The sequence below is a fragment of the Streptomyces buecherae genome, from assembly GCF_014295035.1.
In the GTDB taxonomy this organism is placed as follows: domain Bacteria; phylum Actinomycetota; class Actinomycetes; order Streptomycetales; family Streptomycetaceae; genus Streptomyces; species Streptomyces youssoufiensis.
The window spans coordinates 1,854,894-1,871,402 of the sequence record NZ_CP060404.1 but is presented as its reverse complement, the minus strand read 5'-3'; the positions used below and the strand labels follow the sequence as shown (position 1 = coordinate 1,871,402).

Annotated in this window: 16 protein-coding genes and 1 riboswitch; of the genes, 6 read left to right on the top strand and 10 right to left on the bottom strand. The window is 74.7% G+C overall.

Annotated features, from left to right (window positions below):
* Positions 1 to 50: 50 nt before the first annotated feature.
* From H7H31_RS06800 to H7H31_RS06780, 5 genes are read right to left on the bottom strand one after another with little or no spacing between them, the layout of a single operon-like run.
* Complete coding sequence (locus H7H31_RS06800; protein WP_187062608.1) at positions 51 to 800, bottom strand: class I SAM-dependent methyltransferase; 750 nt, start codon at positions 798 to 800, stop codon at positions 51 to 53.
* A complete protein-coding gene (locus H7H31_RS06795; protein ID WP_187062607.1) occupies positions 769 to 2,028 on the bottom strand; it encodes an MFS transporter in 1,260 nt (419 codons plus the stop codon). Before H7H31_RS06795 ends, H7H31_RS06800 begins: the two co-directional genes overlap by 32 nt.
* On the bottom strand, positions 2,021 to 3,280 hold the full coding sequence (locus H7H31_RS06790) for an ATP-grasp domain-containing protein (protein ID WP_187062606.1): 1,260 nt from the start codon (positions 3,278 to 3,280) through the stop codon (positions 2,021 to 2,023). The genes H7H31_RS06795 and H7H31_RS06790 overlap by 8 nt, the downstream gene beginning before the upstream one ends.
* Positions 3,277 to 4,299, bottom strand: coding sequence for a cysteine synthase family protein (locus H7H31_RS06785; protein WP_187062605.1), 1,023 nt, complete (start codon positions 4,297 to 4,299; stop codon positions 3,277 to 3,279). Before H7H31_RS06785 ends, H7H31_RS06790 begins: the two co-directional genes overlap by 4 nt.
* On the bottom strand, positions 4,296 to 5,300 hold the full coding sequence (locus tag H7H31_RS06780) for a GHMP family kinase ATP-binding protein (protein ID WP_232109721.1): 1,005 nt from the start codon (positions 5,298 to 5,300) through the stop codon (positions 4,296 to 4,298). The genes H7H31_RS06785 and H7H31_RS06780 overlap by 4 nt, the downstream gene beginning before the upstream one ends.
* 132 nt (positions 5,301 to 5,432) lie before the next feature.
* A riboswitch (cobalamin riboswitch) is annotated at positions 5,433 to 5,648 on the bottom strand.
* A 587-nt stretch (positions 5,649 to 6,235) separates the two neighbouring features.
* Here H7H31_RS06780 and H7H31_RS06775 point away from each other — a divergent pair.
* Complete coding sequence (locus H7H31_RS06775) at positions 6,236 to 6,736, top strand: NUDIX hydrolase (RefSeq protein ID WP_187062604.1); 501 nt, start codon at positions 6,236 to 6,238, stop codon at positions 6,734 to 6,736.
* Positions 6,737 to 6,793: 57 nt separating this feature from the next.
* Here the strand turns inward: H7H31_RS06775 and H7H31_RS06770 are convergent, their stop codons facing one another.
* On the bottom strand, positions 6,794 to 8,182 hold the full coding sequence (locus H7H31_RS06770) for a carotenoid oxygenase family protein (protein WP_187062603.1): 1,389 nt from the start codon (positions 8,180 to 8,182) through the stop codon (positions 6,794 to 6,796).
* Between the two features lie 414 nt (positions 8,183 to 8,596).
* Between H7H31_RS06770 and H7H31_RS06765 the strand changes: the two genes are divergently transcribed.
* Positions 8,597 to 9,520, top strand: a complete 924-nt coding sequence (locus tag H7H31_RS06765) for an LLM class F420-dependent oxidoreductase (RefSeq protein ID WP_187062602.1) — start codon at positions 8,597 to 8,599, stop codon at positions 9,518 to 9,520.
* A 40-nt stretch (positions 9,521 to 9,560) separates the two neighbouring features.
* On the opposite strand, the gene H7H31_RS06760 is transcribed toward H7H31_RS06765, so the two are convergent.
* From H7H31_RS06760 to H7H31_RS06750, 3 genes are all read right to left on the bottom strand, one after another.
* A complete protein-coding gene (locus H7H31_RS06760; RefSeq protein WP_187062601.1) occupies positions 9,561 to 10,520 on the bottom strand; it encodes a LysR family transcriptional regulator in 960 nt (319 codons plus the stop codon).
* A 369-nt stretch (positions 10,521 to 10,889) separates the two neighbouring features.
* On the bottom strand, positions 10,890 to 11,126 hold the full coding sequence (locus H7H31_RS06755) for a hypothetical protein (RefSeq protein WP_187062600.1): 237 nt from the start codon (positions 11,124 to 11,126) through the stop codon (positions 10,890 to 10,892).
* 84 nt (positions 11,127 to 11,210) lie between these two features.
* On the bottom strand, positions 11,211 to 11,411 hold the full coding sequence (locus H7H31_RS06750; protein ID WP_187062599.1) for a hypothetical protein: 201 nt from the start codon (positions 11,409 to 11,411) through the stop codon (positions 11,211 to 11,213).
* Positions 11,412 to 11,915: 504 nt separating this feature from the next.
* Between H7H31_RS06750 and H7H31_RS33740 the strand changes: the two genes are divergently transcribed.
* Positions 11,916 to 12,137 carry a CDGSH iron-sulfur domain-containing protein gene (locus tag H7H31_RS33740; RefSeq protein ID WP_232110253.1) on the top strand — a complete coding sequence of 74 codons (222 nt, stop codon included), beginning with the start codon at positions 11,916 to 11,918 and terminating at the stop codon, positions 12,135 to 12,137.
* Positions 12,138 to 12,302: 165 nt separating this feature from the next.
* Here H7H31_RS33740 and H7H31_RS06740 read toward each other — a convergent pair whose 3' ends face one another.
* Positions 12,303 to 13,373 carry an iron-containing redox enzyme family protein gene (locus H7H31_RS06740; RefSeq protein ID WP_187062598.1) on the bottom strand — a complete coding sequence of 357 codons (1,071 nt, stop codon included), beginning with the start codon at positions 13,371 to 13,373 and terminating at the stop codon, positions 12,303 to 12,305.
* 197 nt (positions 13,374 to 13,570) lie between these two features.
* On the opposite strand from H7H31_RS06740, the gene H7H31_RS06735 reads away from it, so the two are divergent.
* The 3 genes from H7H31_RS06735 (at position 13,571) to H7H31_RS06725 (ending at position 16,478) form a co-directional block, all read left to right on the top strand.
* The gene (locus H7H31_RS06735; protein ID WP_197995951.1) at positions 13,571 to 14,713 is read left to right on the top strand and encodes a carboxylate-amine ligase; all 1,143 of its coding nucleotides are present in this window, start codon (positions 13,571 to 13,573) and stop codon (positions 14,711 to 14,713) included.
* Positions 14,714 to 14,859: 146 nt separating this feature from the next.
* A complete protein-coding gene (locus H7H31_RS06730; RefSeq protein WP_187062597.1) occupies positions 14,860 to 15,690 on the top strand; it encodes a 2OG-Fe dioxygenase family protein in 831 nt (276 codons plus the stop codon).
* A 68-nt stretch (positions 15,691 to 15,758) separates the two neighbouring features.
* Positions 15,759 to 16,478 (top strand): HemK2/MTQ2 family protein methyltransferase, encoded by a 720-nt coding sequence (locus H7H31_RS06725; protein ID WP_232109720.1) that lies wholly within the window; start codon positions 15,759 to 15,761, stop codon positions 16,476 to 16,478.
* Positions 16,479 to 16,509: the final 31 nt, after the last annotated feature.

Here is a 16,509-nt window from a genome sequence, read left to right as displayed (position 1 = left end):
GAGCCCGGAGCACCCGGCGCCCCCGGGCGGTGCGGGCCCGGGGCCCGCCGCTACCCCTCCCGGGTCGCCCGCAGGATGAGCCGTTGGGCGTCCTGGTCGTAGGGGCGGCCGTCGAAGTCGCCGAAGATCTCGATACGGCCGAAGCCCGCCTCCCGTGCCATCTGCCGCAGCTCCACGGCGCTGTAGACGAACCACACCAGTGAGGCCCGGGTGACCCGGTCGCCGCGTACCAGTACCCAGTCGCTGCGCAGCCGGGCCCAGTCGTCGAGGACGGTGTCGGTCTGTACGAGCAGGTCGTCGCCGCGCCGCACCACCTTGGGTGGCGTGACCCGGCCGGCCAGCAACTCCTTGCCCGCCAGGTCCAGGAGCAGGGTGCCGCCGGGGGCCAGGCTGTCGTGCATGGTGCGCAGGGCCCGCGCGTTGTCGGCCGGGTCATCGAAGTAGCCGAACGAGGTGAACATGTTCAGCACCACGTCGAAGGCGCCGGGTTGGGCGTACGCGCGCACGTCGGCCTCCACGTACGTGGCCGGCGCCGACCGCTCGGCCGACAGCGCGCGGGCCCGCTCCAGCATGGCCGGGCTGCGGTCAACGCCGGTCACGGCGTAGCCCCGGCGGGCCAGCGGCACGGTGAACACGCCGGGCCCGCAGCACAGGTCGAGCACCCGTGCCCCGGCGGGCAGGTTCAGCAGCGGTGAGGTGTCCAGGAGGTCTTCGGCCTGGGTGAACCGCTGGTCGGAGAAGAGGAAGTCGTAGAACTCGGTCCAGAAGTCATCGTCCTGGAATCCGCCCGTGTGCGTCATGGGACTTCGGTGCTCCTTCGGTGTCGCCGGGTTGGGTGGGGGGCCGTGCCGTGTGGCCGCGCAGCGCGAGCAGCAGTGGGGGGAGCAGCAGGCACTGGGCCGCGGCCAGGAGCCAGAACCAGCCGGTGTCGCCGGCGCGTTCGCCGAGGCCGTACAACTGCCCGCCCAGGACGCCGCTCGCGCAGGCGCCCAGGCCCGCGGCCAGTCGTTGCTGGCCGAAGACGACCGCGTCGGAGCGGTCGCTGCGGCGCAGGGCCTCCAGGTCGTTCTTGAGGAAGAGCACGATGTCGCCGAGGGTGATCAACGCCCCGCCGGCCAGCAGCGCCGGCCGGGTGCCGATGGCCAGCACGGCGAGGCCCGCGGCCAGGCCGGCGAAGCCGACGGCGAGCGCCAGGGCGTACGGCATGCGCCGGATCAGCCCGGAGGCGAGCGGCTGGACGACGATGACCAGCGCGAAACAGAGCAGCAGCACCAGGCTGTAGAACTCGCTCGAAGCCCGCTCGACCGCGTAGACGGCCAGGTAGTGCTGGAAGTGGAAGTAGAGGTAGAAGGAGACGGCGCAGGCGGCGAACGGCAGGATCGGCAGGCCGGACAGCAGGCCCCGTGGCGCGGACTCGGCGGCGGGCCGCCGCTCGCCGTCCGGTGCGGGCAGCCGGGCGTGGCCCGCCGTGACCGCGACGAACAGCGCCGTGACGGCCAGGAAGAGCCACCCGGGCGAGGAGAGCACGAAAGGGCCGGCGATCAGCGGGCCCACGGCCATGCCCGCGTTGAGCGCCGCGTTGCCCGCCGACAGGTACGCCGGGCGCCGCTCCTCGTCCACGCCGTGTACCAGGTACGCCTTGTTCGCCGGCAGGTAGAGCGCCGCGCCGCAGCAGGTGAGGACCAGCGCCGCGACGGCCAGCGGCGGCCACCGCAGCGCGAGCAGCAGGCCCACGAACCCGGCCGTGCGCACCACCAGCGCGCACAGCATGGTGCACCGCAGCCCGATCCGCTCCGCGAGCGCCCCGCCCACGATCCCGCCGGAGAACTGCACGAGGGACGCCACGGCCAGCACCAGACCGACGGCGCCGAGCCCCATGCCGAGCCGCTCGTGCAGGAACACCGACATGAACGGCAGCACCATGAAGCTGCCGAGCGGGATCAGGAACGAGCTGAGCAGCAGGAAGCGCAGCGGGCCGCTGAGCGCGGCCAGGGTGGCGCGCGGGCCCTCGCGCGGGGGCTCAGCCATCGCCGGGCGGGCTCTCCGCCTGGTCGGGGAGGGGCGTGGTGCGCACGCGCAGCGCGTTGGCGGCGGCCACGGCCCGGTGGGTGGCGAGTTCGGCGGTCTCGGCCTCGGCGTAGACGATGCCCGCGTAGCCCCGGCTGTCCGTCAGGTGCTCGATCCGGTCGCCGGGGCGCTTGGTCGGGTACCAGGCCGGCGCGCCGGGCATGTCCGCCAGTCGCTCCACGCCCGTGACCCCGGTGAACACACCGGGCTCGGCCGGGTAGCCGAGGACGAAGGCGACGGCGGGTCCGCCGGGCAGTTCGGCGTCGAGCAGGCGGGGGCGGCGGCCGACGGCCGCCTCCATCATCGCCTCGTACACGTTGGTGCCAAGCGCCCGGCACAGGCCCTCGCCGACCAGGGCGCCCCCGATGCGCGGGTTGACCTCCACCACCTCCGGGCCGTCGGCGGTGAGCACGAACTCCAGGTGGGCGAAGCGGTCGGTGTACCCGATGGCGGCCAGTACCCGGTCCAACCACCGTTCGATGGCGTCCCGCTGCTCGCCGGGGAAGGCGACGGGGAACGCGGTGACCTCCTCGCGGAAGGACGGTTCCGCCGACATCAGCCGGCTGGAGACGCCGAGCAGCCGGGTGCGGCCGGCCCAGGTGAGGGTCTCGGCGCTGTAGACCGGGCCGCTGAAGTACGGCTCGGCGAACAGGCGGCCCGTCAGCCGCCGGCCGGCGGCCGTGTCCAGCGCGGCCTGCCACTCCCGCTCGTCCCGGACCAGGTAGACGTTCTGGCTGCCGGTGCCCGCCGTGTCCTTGAGTACGGCCGGTAGCCCGACCTCCGCCAGCAGCGCGGCCCGTAGCGCCCGGTCGTGCGCGGCCTTGGTGGCCTCCACGGCCCGGCCTCGGGTGAGGCCCGCGGCGTGCAGCCGGTTGCGTACGGCGGCCTTGTCGCGGGTCAGCCGCAGCGCCGAGGCGTCGAGCCCCGGCAGGCCGAACCGGGCGGTCAGCTCCGCGCCGACCAGCGTCCAGGTGTCGGTGGAGCTGATCAGGCCGCGCAGCCCGGGGGTCGCGGCCAACTGGTCGGCCACCCGCTCGGTGTCGAAGGTGTCGACCTCCACGACGTCGAGCGCGCCGGCGGGCAGCCGTTCCAACTCGTACGCGTAGTACGACGGGTCGCGGGTCAGCAGCCGCAGCCGCTCGCCCAGCGCGTCGGCGGCGCGCACCAGGTGGCCCAGGCCGAAGGTGAGCGATTCCAGGCAGACCACGCTCATGCCGCCTGCTCCTTCCAGTGGGCCGGGCACGCGCCGCGGTTCCAGGCCATCGCGGACCAGGGCATGGACATCTGCGCGGGGTCGGTGATCTCCACGGGGCCCAGCGAGGCGACGTCGAGGGCCTCGGCGTGCCGGGCGAAGACGCGCTCCACGTAGCGGTGGCCGGTGTCGGCGGCGATGACCAGGTGCAGTCGGTCCGGATGGCGGCGGACGTCGTCCGTGGCGGCCAGGTAGGCGGCGCCGGTGGACAGGCCGGCGAAGACGGCGTGTGCGCGCAGCAGGGCGACGGCACCGGACAGGGCGTGTCGGAAGTCCATCCAGTGGATGGCGTCGTAGAGGTCGTGCCGGACGTTGTCGAAGACGATCGAGGAGCCGATGCCCGCGATGATGGCCTCCGGGTCGTGGTGGTCCTGGCTGCCGAAGGTGACGCTGCCGAACGGCTGCACCCCCACCAGGCGCACCGAGGGGTCCGTGCGCCGCAGGTGCGCCACGAGTCCGCCGGTCGAGGCGCCCGAGCCGACGCCGCCGACCACGGTCAGTGCCTGGCCGGGGAAGGCCGCCGCGAGGGTGTCGGCGACCTCGCGGTAGCCGAGGTAGTGGATGGCGTCGTGGTACTGGCGCATCCAGTGCACGTCGGGGCGCTCGGCGATGATCTCGCGCACCCGCCGCACCCGCAGTTCCTGGTCGAGCTTGAGGTCGGCCGATGGCCTGACCTGTTCCACGGTGGCGCCCAGGATCTCCAGTTGGGCGCGGGTCGTGGCGTCCACGGTGGTGGAGGCCACGATGTGGCAGCGCAGGTGGTAGCGGTGGCAGGCCAGCGCGAGGGCGTGCGCGTAGATGCCGCTTGAGCTGTCGACGAGCGTCTGTCCCGGGCGCACCGTGCCCCGGTCCAGGAGGTGGCGGACGGCCGCGAGCGCCGAGTAGATCTTCATCGACTCGAAGCGGATCAGGACCGTGTCATCGGTGAGTCGGACGAGGTCGGGGACCTTCAGGGCGTCGGCGATGTGGGGGTGGATCACCCGTAGCCTCCTTGGGCGAATGAGCACTGGTGGCCGAGCGAGTGGAAGAAGGCGGACAGTTCGGACTTCGCTTCGGCGGAGGGACGGTGGGCGAAGAGGTAGCCGATCAGGGAGCCGGTGTGGGCGACGAAGATCCCGTCGGCTCCGAAGTGCTCACGGTGGGCCAGCACGCGCGCGAACGTGCGCTTGGGCAGGACCTGTTGGGAGAGGGTGGCGCTGGTGGTCGCCGCCCGGGCGACGGCGGCCGGGTCGGCGGACTCGAACCCCTTGAGCAGGTCGATCAGGCACCGCTCGTACTCGCTCGCCCGCCGCGCGTAGTGCCGCAGCAGCGGCGCGGTGACGGCGCTGGTGTCCACGGTGCCGGGCTCGGTGACGAACGCGGTGTGGAAGCCGATGCCCGTGCCCAGCGTGCGCACCACCTGGTGGCGGGCGCTGAGGTGGAGCGCGAACTCGTCGAGGAAGACGCTGTCGGCCCGCTCGATGGCCGCCAGCACGCCGGTCACCACCCCCTGGTCGTAGGGCAGTCCGAAGAGGTGGAACAGGCAGCGCAGCGTCGCCACGATGTCGGCGGTGGAGCTGGCCATCCCCACGCCGACGCGCAGTTCGGAGTGGGTGCTCCAGTGGCCGGGCGGCAGCCGCAGGCCGAAGTGGTCCAGGAAGAGGCGGACCGCGCGCGCCGCCTTCTCACCCGGCGGCAGGGCCCCGGGGCGGCCGGCGCCCGGCGTGAAGTACGCCCAGGAGTGGCGGTCCACGGGGAACGAGACGAGGGCGATGTCCGGGGCGCCGCCGGCGCGCAGCGGCCCCTGGTACAGCTCGCCCAGCGTGCCGTGACAGACGCCGGCGGCGGTGCGGGAACCGGGAACGGTGCCGGCAACGGAGCCGGAGCCGGCGGCCGGCGGGCCGCCCCGGGCGGCTGGGGGCGCCGGCGGCGCGGGTCTGGGCGCGGCCGGGTGTGGATCGGCCGGTGGCTGGCCCGGGCGCGGACTTCCGTGACCATGCACGCGTCCTCCCTCGTCGTCCCGCGCCCCGAGCGCCGACCGGAAGGGAGGGGGCGGTTCGGCGGGCGCGACGCCCGGTCAACCGCCTGTACCGCCGACCCAGTCCTCGAGGTCACCGTGCACAGCACGCGCGACAGGGCGCGTGCGCAGTTGGCAGGTCTTCGGACTCGTGGAACACCTGCCGGACTTCCGACGGGCACCTACTGACCGCCGCGCACCGAGACCCTGGGGCCGGGCGCGTCGACGGCGTTCGCTCACACTCACCGTTGCGGGACAGTCCCGGACTCACACCGGGTTCCCTCTTGCGCCGCGCCACTGGACGTGGCGCGAACCGACTGCGCGTATCAGCGTAGGGGCGCTCGCGCCACTTGCGACAGGGCGTGTTCCAGCCTTGTCCTGATGTGGCTGGGTGTCCTGATGCGAACGGTGTACGAGGTGCGCGAGGGGCTGGGCCCGCCGGTGCCTGGGGCGTCGGCGACCGCGTCGTGGCCGGTCAGCCGCGTCCGACCGGGCGCGTGCGGGCCGCCGACCGTACGCGCCGGGGGCGGGCCCCGCCTCCTGGTGCCTGGTGGGCGACACCGCGAGCGCCCGTCAACTGCGGCGTCGCGCCGTGCCCGTGGGCGCCCTGGGGCGCTCGGGCCCTACGGGTCAAGCGGGTCGATTGAGCCGTGACCGAAAGGAAGCGGCTGCTGTGCCCGTGCGGGCACTCGGCCGAGCGCCCCTCGCTCTCGCGATGCCCGCGAACCCGTGGCGGCTTCGCTCTCGCGATGCCCCGATCCCGTGGTGGCTTCGCTCTCGCGGGAGCCGGCGCCGACCCCGCGGGCGGGCCCGCGCCGCCCGGCGCCGCCCCCTTGGCGCGGCGCCGTCCATGATCGATAGTGGCGCGGAGCCGCGTACCCCGCGACCGCCCGCCACCCTCTCCCTTCGGAGGCCCACCCATGGAAACGCCCGCCCGCACGCGCGTGTCGGCCTACGCCATCGCCACCACGGCCGACCAACTGCTGTTGACGCGACTCTCCGACGCCTCACCCGTCTTCGCCCCCGGGCTGTGGCACCTGCCGGGCGGCGGCATCGACCCGGGGGAGCAGCCGCGGCAGGCGCTGGCGCGCGAGGTGTACGAGGAGACCGGCCTGGAACTGCTGGACGCGCACCTGGTGGGCGCGCGGAGCTACGCGGCCCACCGACTCGGCGTGCACTGGCACCTGGTGGGCCTCTTCTACGTCGCGACGCTGGCGCCGGGCCCGTTGCGGATCACGGAGCAGGACGGGTCGACCGGCGCGGTGCGGTGGCTGCCGCGCTCCGGCCTGACCCCCGCGACCCTGTCCCCGGCCGCGCGCGACGGCCTGGCCCTGCTCACGGCACCGGACGGGCCGGCCGGCCCCCTCGCACCGACGCCGGACGGGCCGGCGGCGCGGGACGCCCCCACGCCGCGGTCCTGAACACCGCCCCACGCCGCGCGTCCGGCGCACCGTACGAACGCCCGGCTGCCCCGCCGCTCAGGCCGCGCCGTGCGGACCGGGCAGGTCGCTGTCGTCGATCCACGAGCCGTGGATGCCGCCCGGCACGCGGTGCGGGAGCTTGACGGTCGCCAGCGGGCCCGACCCCAGGTCGGCGGCGTTGAGGACCAGGAGGCGCGAGGTGTCGTCGGCGAGGTCGCTGACCAGGGTCAGCAGATACCCGTCGTCCTCCCGGACGCCCCCGTCGGCCGGCACGAACACCGCCTCGCCCGGCATCTGTCCCGGCCCCAGGCGCCACAACTCCCGGCCGCCGGCGTCGTGGTCGTACTTGACGACGGCGTACTCGGTCAGCTCCGGCCCGGGAAAGGCCACCCCGTACACGAACCGGTTCGCGCTCCCGGTGAACTCCTCGTTGATCGTCGGGAACTCGCTGACCAGCCCGTCCAACGGCTGCTCCGTGGCGCGCCCGGTGACCGGATCGAGGACCCAGCGGTGGGCGGTGGCGCCGACGACCGGATCGGGCGCGTGGCCGGGCGCCCCGGTCCACCACTTCCAGGACTGCTCCCACCCGGCGCGGTCGTAACGCGGCCCCGTGAGGACGACGCGCCCCCGCTCGTCCTCGTACGCGTTGGCCACGTGCAGCAGCGCCCCGGGCGCCACCTCGTACCACCGCACAACCGCCGGTCCCGAGCGGGGCATCACGCCGATGCGCGGCGGGTGGTCGTCGCTCCAGCGGTACGGGATGCCCGACGGCTCGGCGGGGTCGAAGACCACGGGGAGGTCGAGCCAGACGACGTGCCGCGCGGTGAGCCCGAAGTCGTGCATCAGGGTCGGGCCGGCGCCGGGGACGACCTCGCTGCGCACGATCCGCCCCCGCGCGTCGGCGACGTGGTAGACGAGGTACGGCGGCACCGGGCTGTAGCCGAAGAAGTGCAGTTCACCGGTGGCCGGGTCGGTCTTGGGGTGCGCGGTCATGGCCGTGGTCAGCGCGCCGCCGAAGTCGAAGGCCCCGACCGTGTCGAGCTGGGGCGTCACCTCGTACGGAAGGTTTGCCTCCTGGAGCGCGAGGATGCGGCCGGCGTGCTCGACCACATGCGTGGCGGCGCTGCTGACCCGCGGGTCGGGAACACCGTCCGGGCCCTTCTCGGGGGCGCCTTCGAGGGCGGGGGTGCGCACCCAGCGGTTGCGGTACCACTCCGCGCGCCCGTCGCGCAGCCGCAGCCCGTGCAGCATGCCACTGCCCCGGAACCAGTGCGTGGGCGTGTGGCCGGGCCGGGGGTTGTGCCCGTTGCGGAAGTACCGCCCGTTCAGCTCGGGCGGCAGGGTGCCGTGCACCGTGAGGCTGTGCGCGGTGACCTCGTCGACCAGCGGCGTGTAGTGCCCGCTGACGTACGGCTTGGGCGGCGTGGGGGTGGTGGGGGTGAGCATGGCGGCTTTCCTTCGCTGTAGGTGTGTGGTTAGTGAGTCACTACTCGGGGCGGGGCGGGGCGGGGTCGGGTGCTGGCGGTGGCTGGAGATGGCGCGGGGGCCGGCTGGGCTGGGTCGGCTGCTCTGCTCGTGAGCGCAGGATGCGGTGGGACGGTGGTGAAATGCCTCCCGGTCGGGGCAGTTGTCCGCAGTGTTCGGGTGCGGGCGTGGGGCCTTGCGGGAGTGGGGGCGGGAGAGGTGGTGTGGGCGCGTGCGGCGGTTGGGCGATCCCCGTCGTCCCGGACGGCCGCTACGAAGGGCGTGGCGGGCCGGCCGCAACGGTAAGAGTAATAAACCACTCACACCTTGCGGGGTCAAGCTTCACCGATGACTGGCGGGGGGAATGCGCGACCTGCCGTGGTGGGTTGACCAGACATGACCGTGGGACTCGCGCTCAACGCGGCTGATGCCGCCAACCAGATCGACGCCACCGTGGACCTCGCCAGGGAGGCCGCCGCCGCGGGGCTGCGGTCGGCCTGGTTCGGCCAGACCTTCGGCGCCGACTCGCCCCAACTGGCCGCCATCGTCGGGCGCGAGGTCCCGGAGCTGAGGGTGGGCACCTCGGCGATCCCCGTCTTCGGGCGGCACCCGCTGCCGGTCGCCAGCCAGGCCCTCACGGCCCAGGCCGCCACCCACGGCCGCTACCACCTCGGACTCGCGCTCGGCAGCAAGCTGTTGGCGGAAGGGGGTTTCGGCATCCCCTTCGAGCGGCCGATAGCCCGGCTGCGGGAGTTCCTGACCGCCATCCGCCCCCTGTTGGAGACCGGCAGCACCGAGTTCCGCGGCGAGTTGCTGTCCGTCAGCAGCCCGCTCCCGTCGCGGGTCGCGGGCGCCGAGAACGGCGTGCCGCTGCTGGTCGCGGCCATGGGCCCGCAGGCGCTGCGGGTCAGCGGCGAACTGGCGGACGGCATCCTGCCGTTCCTGGCCGGCCCGCGCGCGCTGGCCGAGCACATCGTTCCGGCCGTCACCAGGGCGGCGGAGGAGGCCGGCCGCCCGGCGCCACGGATCGTGGCGATCGCGCACGGCGTGGTCACCGACGACGTCGACGGCGTGCGCGAGACGGTCGCCGAGCAACTCGCCTTCTACGAGCGCATCCCGTCCTACGCGCGGGTGATCGAGCTGTCGGGCGCGCGGCGCGCCGTCGACGTGTCGGTGATCGGCGACGAGTCGGCGCTCGCCGCCGAGGTGCGGCGCTACCGGGACGCGGGCGCGACGGAGGTGGTGTTCTCCGGTACGGAACTCGCGGGCCCGGCCAGCCGCCGCCGCACCTGGGCGGCCCTCGGGGAACTCGCGGGCTGACGGTCCACGCACGGCTGGCTCCGTGGGACTACCGCGCCGCTCAGGCCCGGTGCGCCAGCCACCACGCGTCGTAGGCCCGGCTGCACCCGAGTCGGTCGTCGTAGGCGGCGACGAGGTGGTGCAGGACCTCGTCGATGTGCTGGTGCGCGATGCTGTGCCGCCGGTAGAGCAGGCGCAGCTCCAGGTGGAGCGGGTCACCGGCGAGCGCGCGGACGGCGATGGTGCCGGGGCGGTCGGTGCTGGTGCTGAACGCCGGCGCGATGGCCCGCTGGTCGGTGATCAGCTCCAGGACGGTGAACAGGCTGACCGTGCTGTGTCGTTGGTCGAGCGTGACGGCCGCCTCGTGGCAGACCTGCCGCAGGTAGCTGGTCCACAGCGTGTGGCCGGGCGGTTCGTCGACCCAGGGGTGGTCGGCGAGCCGCTCCAGCGGCACCGGGCCGGGGCCCGCGGCGAGCGGGTGGTCGTGGGCGAGGGCGACGAAGACGGGCTCGCTGGCGTGCACCGTCACGCCGTCCACGGGCTCGGGCACGGTGAGTTCCCCGGTCGGCGGTACGTAGACCAGGGCCAGGTCGCACGCCCCGACCGCCAGCCCGTCCACGGCGGTCTGGGCGTTCATGTCCTCGCGGAGTTGGACCTCGGGGCACCACGGCAGGCCGCGCAGCCGGCGGGCGAGCGCGACGTGGGGGTAGCCGCAGTGGCCGCCGATGGTGAGCGGCTCCCGTGCCCCGCGCCGCGCGCCCCACGCCTGAGCCCGCTCGCGGATGCCGCTCATGCCCCGCAGCACGCTGTGTGCCTCGGCGAGCACGTCCGCGCCGAACGGGGTGGGCACCGACCCGTGCTTGCTCCGTACGAACAGCGTGTCGCCCACGCACCGTTCGATGCGCTGGAGCAGCTTGGACAGCGCCGGTTGGGACATGCCGAGCTGCCGCGCGGCCAGGGTGAGGCTGCCGGTGTCGCTGATGGCGGCGATGGCGCGTAAGTGCCGGACTTCCAGTTCCACGCGAACCTCCCGTGCGACCGCGACCCGTCTGCCGGTCCCCGGCCCGTTGCCGACGCGGGGCCGGTCAGCCACTGTGCGCGACCGTGGGCCGCGTGGGGTAATCCCATGTCGCCATCAGGGATGCCTATACGTCCCGCCGGCCTCCGCGACGCGCGCGGCCGGGCCCGAATCCCCAGTACGCCGCCGGTGGCCGCCCCTCGGCGACGCGCGCTGCCACCGCCACGCGGGGTGCCCCGACCGGCGGACGACGAGCGCCGGGGCACGAGGAGAACCGGCGGACGACGGGAGATGGGGCGTAACGAAAGCCGGGGCACGGACCGCGTGTGCGGTCGCGTGCCCCGGCGGGGGGATTGGGCCCCTGCGCGCTTCTCAGGCGTGGCGCGAGGCGGTGGACGAGGAGACGGACTCGCTGGAGGAGGAGTCCTCGGTGGCGCGGTCGCTGAGATCGCCGAGTGCCTCGGAGTGGCTCAGCGCCTTGCCCCAATCGATGCCTGGCAGGTCGCTGTGGACCAGCGGAGCGCCCACAGCCGTAACGGCACCTGCGACCACAGATGCCACGGTGAACAGGTCGAGCATCTTCATGTTCGGCCCAACGGCCGATGGCATGACGAAGTCACGCCCATTTAGCACCCGATACGACTGGTTTACCCACGCCGACATGCCCTCTTCGGCCGCTGTGTCCCACCCGTCTCACTCGTCCCAGCTCGCCGGTGGGTGGCCGGCGACGTGGCGTCCGACGCGCAGCAGATACGCCTCGCGGTCCAACGGGTCGTGGTCGGTGCGCTCGCGGGTCGGGGCCGGTCCGTGGACCGGCCGGTAGCCGGCGAAGGCGCACTCCAGCGCGGCCTCACCACGGGTCAGCGCGGTCGGCCGTCGCCTCAGCGCGTGCACGGAGGCGGCCGGGATCTCTCTCTCCAGGGTTGCCGGACGTGCCGTCCACCACCGGGGGCCGTGGGGTGGCTCCCAGCCGCGCGAGGACGGGCAGGACCCGGCCCACCGTGTCCACGGGCACCTCCAAGCGCCAGGTGGACGCCGGGCGGCGGGCCCGGCCGGGCGTTTGGCCGGGGCCCGGCCGCGGTACTCGCCGCCCGTGATCTCCTCTCCGCGCCACTCGCCCGTACGCCGCCCGCGCCCCGGCCCCCGACCCCGGCCGCCCGCCGCGCCCGCCCTCGCGGGCGCGGCCCCTCGCCTGTCGGGTGGTGGGCCGCGATGACGGGCGGGCCCGGGGGCGACGGCGAGGGCCGTGCCACGCGCGACGGAGCGCCGGAGGCACCGCACGCGGGGCCCGCCGCCACGACGGCCGGCCGGCCCGACCCGCTCGGCGAGAGCACGCCCGACGCGGCGGACGCCGCCCCCGTCGCCCCGTCCTCACCCGTGTGGGAGGCTTCCTCGTTCGTGCGGGAGGCGCGGCCGACGCGCGTCGTGGTCGTCCCGGAGGGGCCGCTGCTCTTGGACGGGCCGGTCGAGGTGGAGCTGGGCGACGGCCGTACCGCGTACTCGGACCGCCCGCAGGTGGCGCTGTGTGTCTGCCGGCGCAGCCGGTCCTACCCCTGGTGCGACACCAGCCACCGCCGACGCGGCCCGCACCGGCGGGACACGCCCACGGACACGGACTGACCGCCGCGCCCGCGCTCGTCCGCCGGGCACGGACGGACCGCCGCGCCCGCCTCGACCACCGGGCACGGACCGCGCCGGAGTCCGCCGCACGGCGCGCCGCCGCCGCGCGTTCCCTCGCGGGCCGAGGGCCGCGCGGCGGCGGGTGCGGGCGACTGGCCGGTGGCTTTAGCTGTTCTGGTCGCGAGCCCCGGCGGGCGGGAGGGGCCAGCGGAGCGACGAGGCGCCGGCCTGCCAGCGGTCGCGAATCCACGCCGTGAACCGGCCGTCCACGAAGTTCGCCGCCTGGATGCCGAAGACGACCTCGCCGCGCAGCTCGGGCTGCTCGTCGAGCAGCCCGCCGATCACCTCGCGGCGCATGAGCTGCTCGTGCACGGCGTCGGCCTCGACGTGCTCGCTGTAGAAGGTGCGGCACGCCTGCGGGGCGTCGAGCCGTTCCAGTACCTGGAGCATCCGGCGCGCGCCGGGCGACGAGGCGATCTCGCCCGCCGCGAAGTGCCCGACCAGCGCGGCCCGGTGGGTGCGGTGCAGGCCCAGGTAGGACATCAGGTTGACCACGGCGAGCGTGCTGCCGGGCACGGCCTCCACGTATCCGCCGTACCGGGCGTCGAGGCCGGCCGCCGCCATCAGGTCGGCGAAGAGCCGGGAGTGCACGCGCTCGGCCCGGCCCGCGCCGAACTCGTCGTACTCGACCGCCACCAGCGCCGCCTTGGCCCGCCCCGTCAGCCGGGGAATCACCCACGCCTGCGGGTCGGACTCCTTGAGCTGGTAGATGGAGCGGTGCGCGAACAGCTCCCGCACCTGCTCCCAGGTGCCCTCGCGGCGCAGTTGGTGGGACAGGCCCGAGCCGTCGACCGGCTCGACGAGCAGCGCCTCCAACTCCGCGTCGAGGTCCGTGCCGCCCGCCACCCCGTCCCGTACCCGGTCCAGGAAGGCGCGTTCCAGCGCCGCGCGCAACCGCAACAGGTCCACCTGCCACTCCCAGTCCGGGTCCACGTCGGCGAAGCCCTGGTAGTGGAGCTCGTAACAGGTGTGCAGCGCGAGCTGGAGGTCGTCGCCGAGCGGGTCGGCGCGGGAGGCCACGCCGAGCGCCGCCGCCACCTGTCCCGAGCACCCCTCGGCCACGGGACCGCGCAGCACGGTCGTCACCAGCTCGGACAGGGCGCCGCAGGCCGCCGGCAGCGGGGCCGCCCGCGGCGCCGGGGTGAGGGGGGAAGCGGCGGGTTTGACGGGGATCATGGGCGTCCTCCAGGGCTGGGCAGGTTCGTTCCGAGTGCCCCGGTGCGCCCGGTCCACGCTTACGGGTCACCCGTACGGGGCCCGGCGGGCCCGGCGGGGACCGCGTGTCGGCGCGCGGCCCACGTGCTCGGGACGAACCTGTCCCCGATCGCCGCGCGTGCCGCGACAGTGTGGGGGCGGCGGGCAATGCTGGGGCGGTGAGCGGCAGCGAGGCCGGACGCGGGAGACGGGTGGAGGCGGACGTGCTGACGGTGGGCGTGGAGGAGGAGTACTTCCTGGTGCATCCGGAGACCCGGGCCGTCGAGCCGGCCGGGCCGCGTGTGCTCGCCCGGGCCGCGGCGGAACTCGGCGACGCGGTCTCGGGTGAGTTCACCGAGTACCAGATCGAGGTGAAGACCGCGCCGTGCGTGACGTCGACCGAGGTGCACCGGGAGCTGACGCGGCTGCGGGCCGCCGTGGCGCGCGCAGCGGCGGCCGAGGGGCTGCGGGTGTGCCCGTCGGGTACGCCGGTGCTCGGCGGCGCGGGCCCGGTCGTCGTCGGCGACCACCCGCGTTACCAGACCAGCGTGGACCTGTTCCGATCGATGATGGACGACTACGCCATCAACGCGCTGCACGTCCACGTCCACCTGCCCGACCGCGAACTGGCCGCGCTGGTCGGCAACCACCTGCGGCCCTGGCTGCCGCTGCTGGTCGAGATGAGCGCGAACTCCCCCTTCCACGGCGGCCGGGACAGCGGTTACGCGAGCTGGCGCTCGGTGATCCGGGTCCGCTTCCCCTGCCTCGGGCCGCCGCCGTACGTCGATTCCTTCGCCGACTACGAGCGGACCGCGCGGGCCATGGCCACGGCCGGCGCCATGCCCTTCGGCGAGCTGCCGTTCTGGGACGTGCGACCGCACCCGACGCTGCCCACCCTGGAGGTGCGCTGCATGGACGTGCCGGCCGACGCCGCCGACTCCGCGGCCCTGGCCGCGATCGTGCGGGCCCTGGTGGTCACGGCGGCGGCGCGGGTGCGCGCCGGCGACCCGGGCCCGCGCGCGGGCGGAGAGCTGCTGCGCTCGACGTACTGGTACGCGACCCGCGACGGCTGGCCCGGGCTCGGCACGGACGCCGTCACCGGCGACGTGCTGCCCGCCCCCGAACGCGGTCGGCGACTGCTCGCGCACGTCGGCCCGGCCCTGGACGCGCACGGCGACCGACAGGTGGTCGCGGACTTCCTGGGCCGTCTGGAGCGCCACGGCTCCGGGGCCCACCGACAGCGGGCCGCGGCCCGCCGGCCGGGCGGCCTGACCGCCGTGGTGGACGACCTGGTGGGCGCGGCCCCCGAGGACGGGCGTTGATCGGGGCGCCGGGGTCGATGCGAGGTTCACCGAGACGGTCGTACTGATCGGGCGCCTCCTGGGTACTCGTGTGAGCCTGCTAGGGGCGGTGCCACCGCGGAACGGGCGGGGCGACAGCGACCCACTTGGCGGCACTGGAGGAGTCGATGGAGAACACACCGACCGTGCGGAGCCCCGCTCCCACCGCCCCCGCGGCGGCCGGCGGCCCGGCCGACCTGCGACGCGACGGCTACGCCCGCTACCGCCCGGAGGACCTGGGTCTGTCACTGGCCGCGCACGCCGGGGACCTGGCCCAGCTCACCGCGGCCTACGCGGACCTGCCGGCCGACCCGTACGCCCCGACGACGCACCGCTACCGCCGCTACTCGCACGCCGTCTACCTGCCCTGGACGCGGCAGCTCTCGTTCGCGCCCGGCGCCCCGGACGCCACGTACGGCACCGTCACCGAGTACTGGCAGGACGGCCACAACCCGGAGTACCCGGACCTGCGGCGCCGGCTGCCCGACATCCCCACCGCCCTGCGGGCCAACGCGCTGCTGCTGCACCTCATCCACGCCGACCTCGCGCAGGTAGAGTGGGTGGCGGACCTGCGCCGGGTGCCGGTGTACGTCGGCGTGCACCTGATCAAGCTGGCGGTCACGGACGGGAGCCAGGTCGCCGTCTCGTCCCCGGACTGCCTGCACCAGGACGGCGGCTCCCGGGCCACGTTCACCTTCGCCCACCTGGTCAGTTGCGCCAACGTGGCCGGCGGCGAGAACGTCATCGCCCGCCCCGAGTGCGCCGGCAACCGCCCCGAAGAGGTGCCGCCCGAGGCTCTGCACGAACGTTTCACGCTGCGCGAACCGTTGGACGGCTACGCCGTGCACGACCACCGGGTCAGCCACTACGTCGCCCCCGTCCGGCTCGGCGCCGATCCGGGCCACGGCGATCGCCGCATCCTCATCATCGGCCTGGCCCCCTACGCGCCACGGCTGTGAGCCCACGGCGCACCCCGACCATTGACAGCACCAGCCGCGCGGGCGGTGCACGACGTAAGGAACGGCAGGTGGGCACGGTGTTGGTGAAGGCATGGGGCGTGTACGGACCGCAGGGGGACTCGCTGCTCCTGCAAGAGGCGTTGCACCGCGCGTCCGTGCCCAGCGGCGCGCACGCGTTGGACGTGTGCACCGGCACCGGGCTGATCGCGCTGACGGCGGCCAGACTGGGCGCGGTGCGCGTGCGCGCCGTGGACACCTGCTACCGCGCCGTGCTGACGGCCCGCTGCAACGCGTGGCTGAACAGGCTGCCCGTCCACGTCGAGCACGGCGACTTCCGCTCCTGCCTGACGCACCGCCAGCGCTACGACGTGATCACGGCCAACCCGCCGTACGTCCCCTGCCCCGTGGACGCCGACCACGAGCGGGGGCGGGCCCGGGCCTGGAACGCGGGTCTGGACGGCCGGCGGTACCTGGACCAACTCTGCGCCATGGCACCGCACCTTTTGACCGCGGAGGGCATGCTGCTCATCGTCCACTCCGCGCTGTGCGGCCCCGAGCAGACCCTCGGCCTACTGGGTCAGGCCGGCCTCAAGGCGTCCATCGTGGCCCGCCGCCACCAGCCCTTCGGCCCCGTCCTACGCGCCCGCGCCGGGTGGCTCACCGAGCGCGGGCTGATCGAGCGCGGCCAGCGGGAGGAGGAGTTGGTGGTCATTCGCGCCGACCGGGTGCCGCCCGCGCCCGCTCCCCACCCCACCGGGGGCGCACGGGAGCACTCGGGAGCGCCCTGAACCCCGGCGCGCTCCGACCGGCCGCCTACGC

Coding starts and splice junctions, on each gene's coding strand:
- H7H31_RS06770 (WP_187062603.1), bottom strand. CDS start 8,182: ATGCTCACCCCCACCACCCCCACGCCGCCCAAGCCGTACGTCAGCGGG.
- H7H31_RS06790 (WP_187062606.1), bottom strand. CDS start 3,280: ATGAGCGTGGTCTGCCTGGAATCGCTCACCTTCGGCCTGGGCCACCTG.
- H7H31_RS06730 (WP_187062597.1), top strand. CDS start 14,860: ATGGAGAACACACCGACCGTGCGGAGCCCCGCTCCCACCGCCCCCGCG.
- H7H31_RS06775 (WP_187062604.1), top strand. CDS start 6,236: ATGGAAACGCCCGCCCGCACGCGCGTGTCGGCCTACGCCATCGCCACC.
- H7H31_RS06800 (WP_187062608.1), bottom strand. CDS start 800: ATGACGCACACGGGCGGATTCCAGGACGATGACTTCTGGACCGAGTTC.
- H7H31_RS06755 (WP_187062600.1), bottom strand. CDS start 11,126: ATGCCATCGGCCGTTGGGCCGAACATGAAGATGCTCGACCTGTTCACC.
- H7H31_RS06795 (WP_187062607.1), bottom strand. CDS start 2,028: ATGGCTGAGCCCCCGCGCGAGGGCCCGCGCGCCACCCTGGCCGCGCTC.
- H7H31_RS06765 (WP_187062602.1), top strand. CDS start 8,597: ATGACCGTGGGACTCGCGCTCAACGCGGCTGATGCCGCCAACCAGATC.
- H7H31_RS06740 (WP_187062598.1), bottom strand. CDS start 13,373: ATGATCCCCGTCAAACCCGCCGCTTCCCCCCTCACCCCGGCGCCGCGG.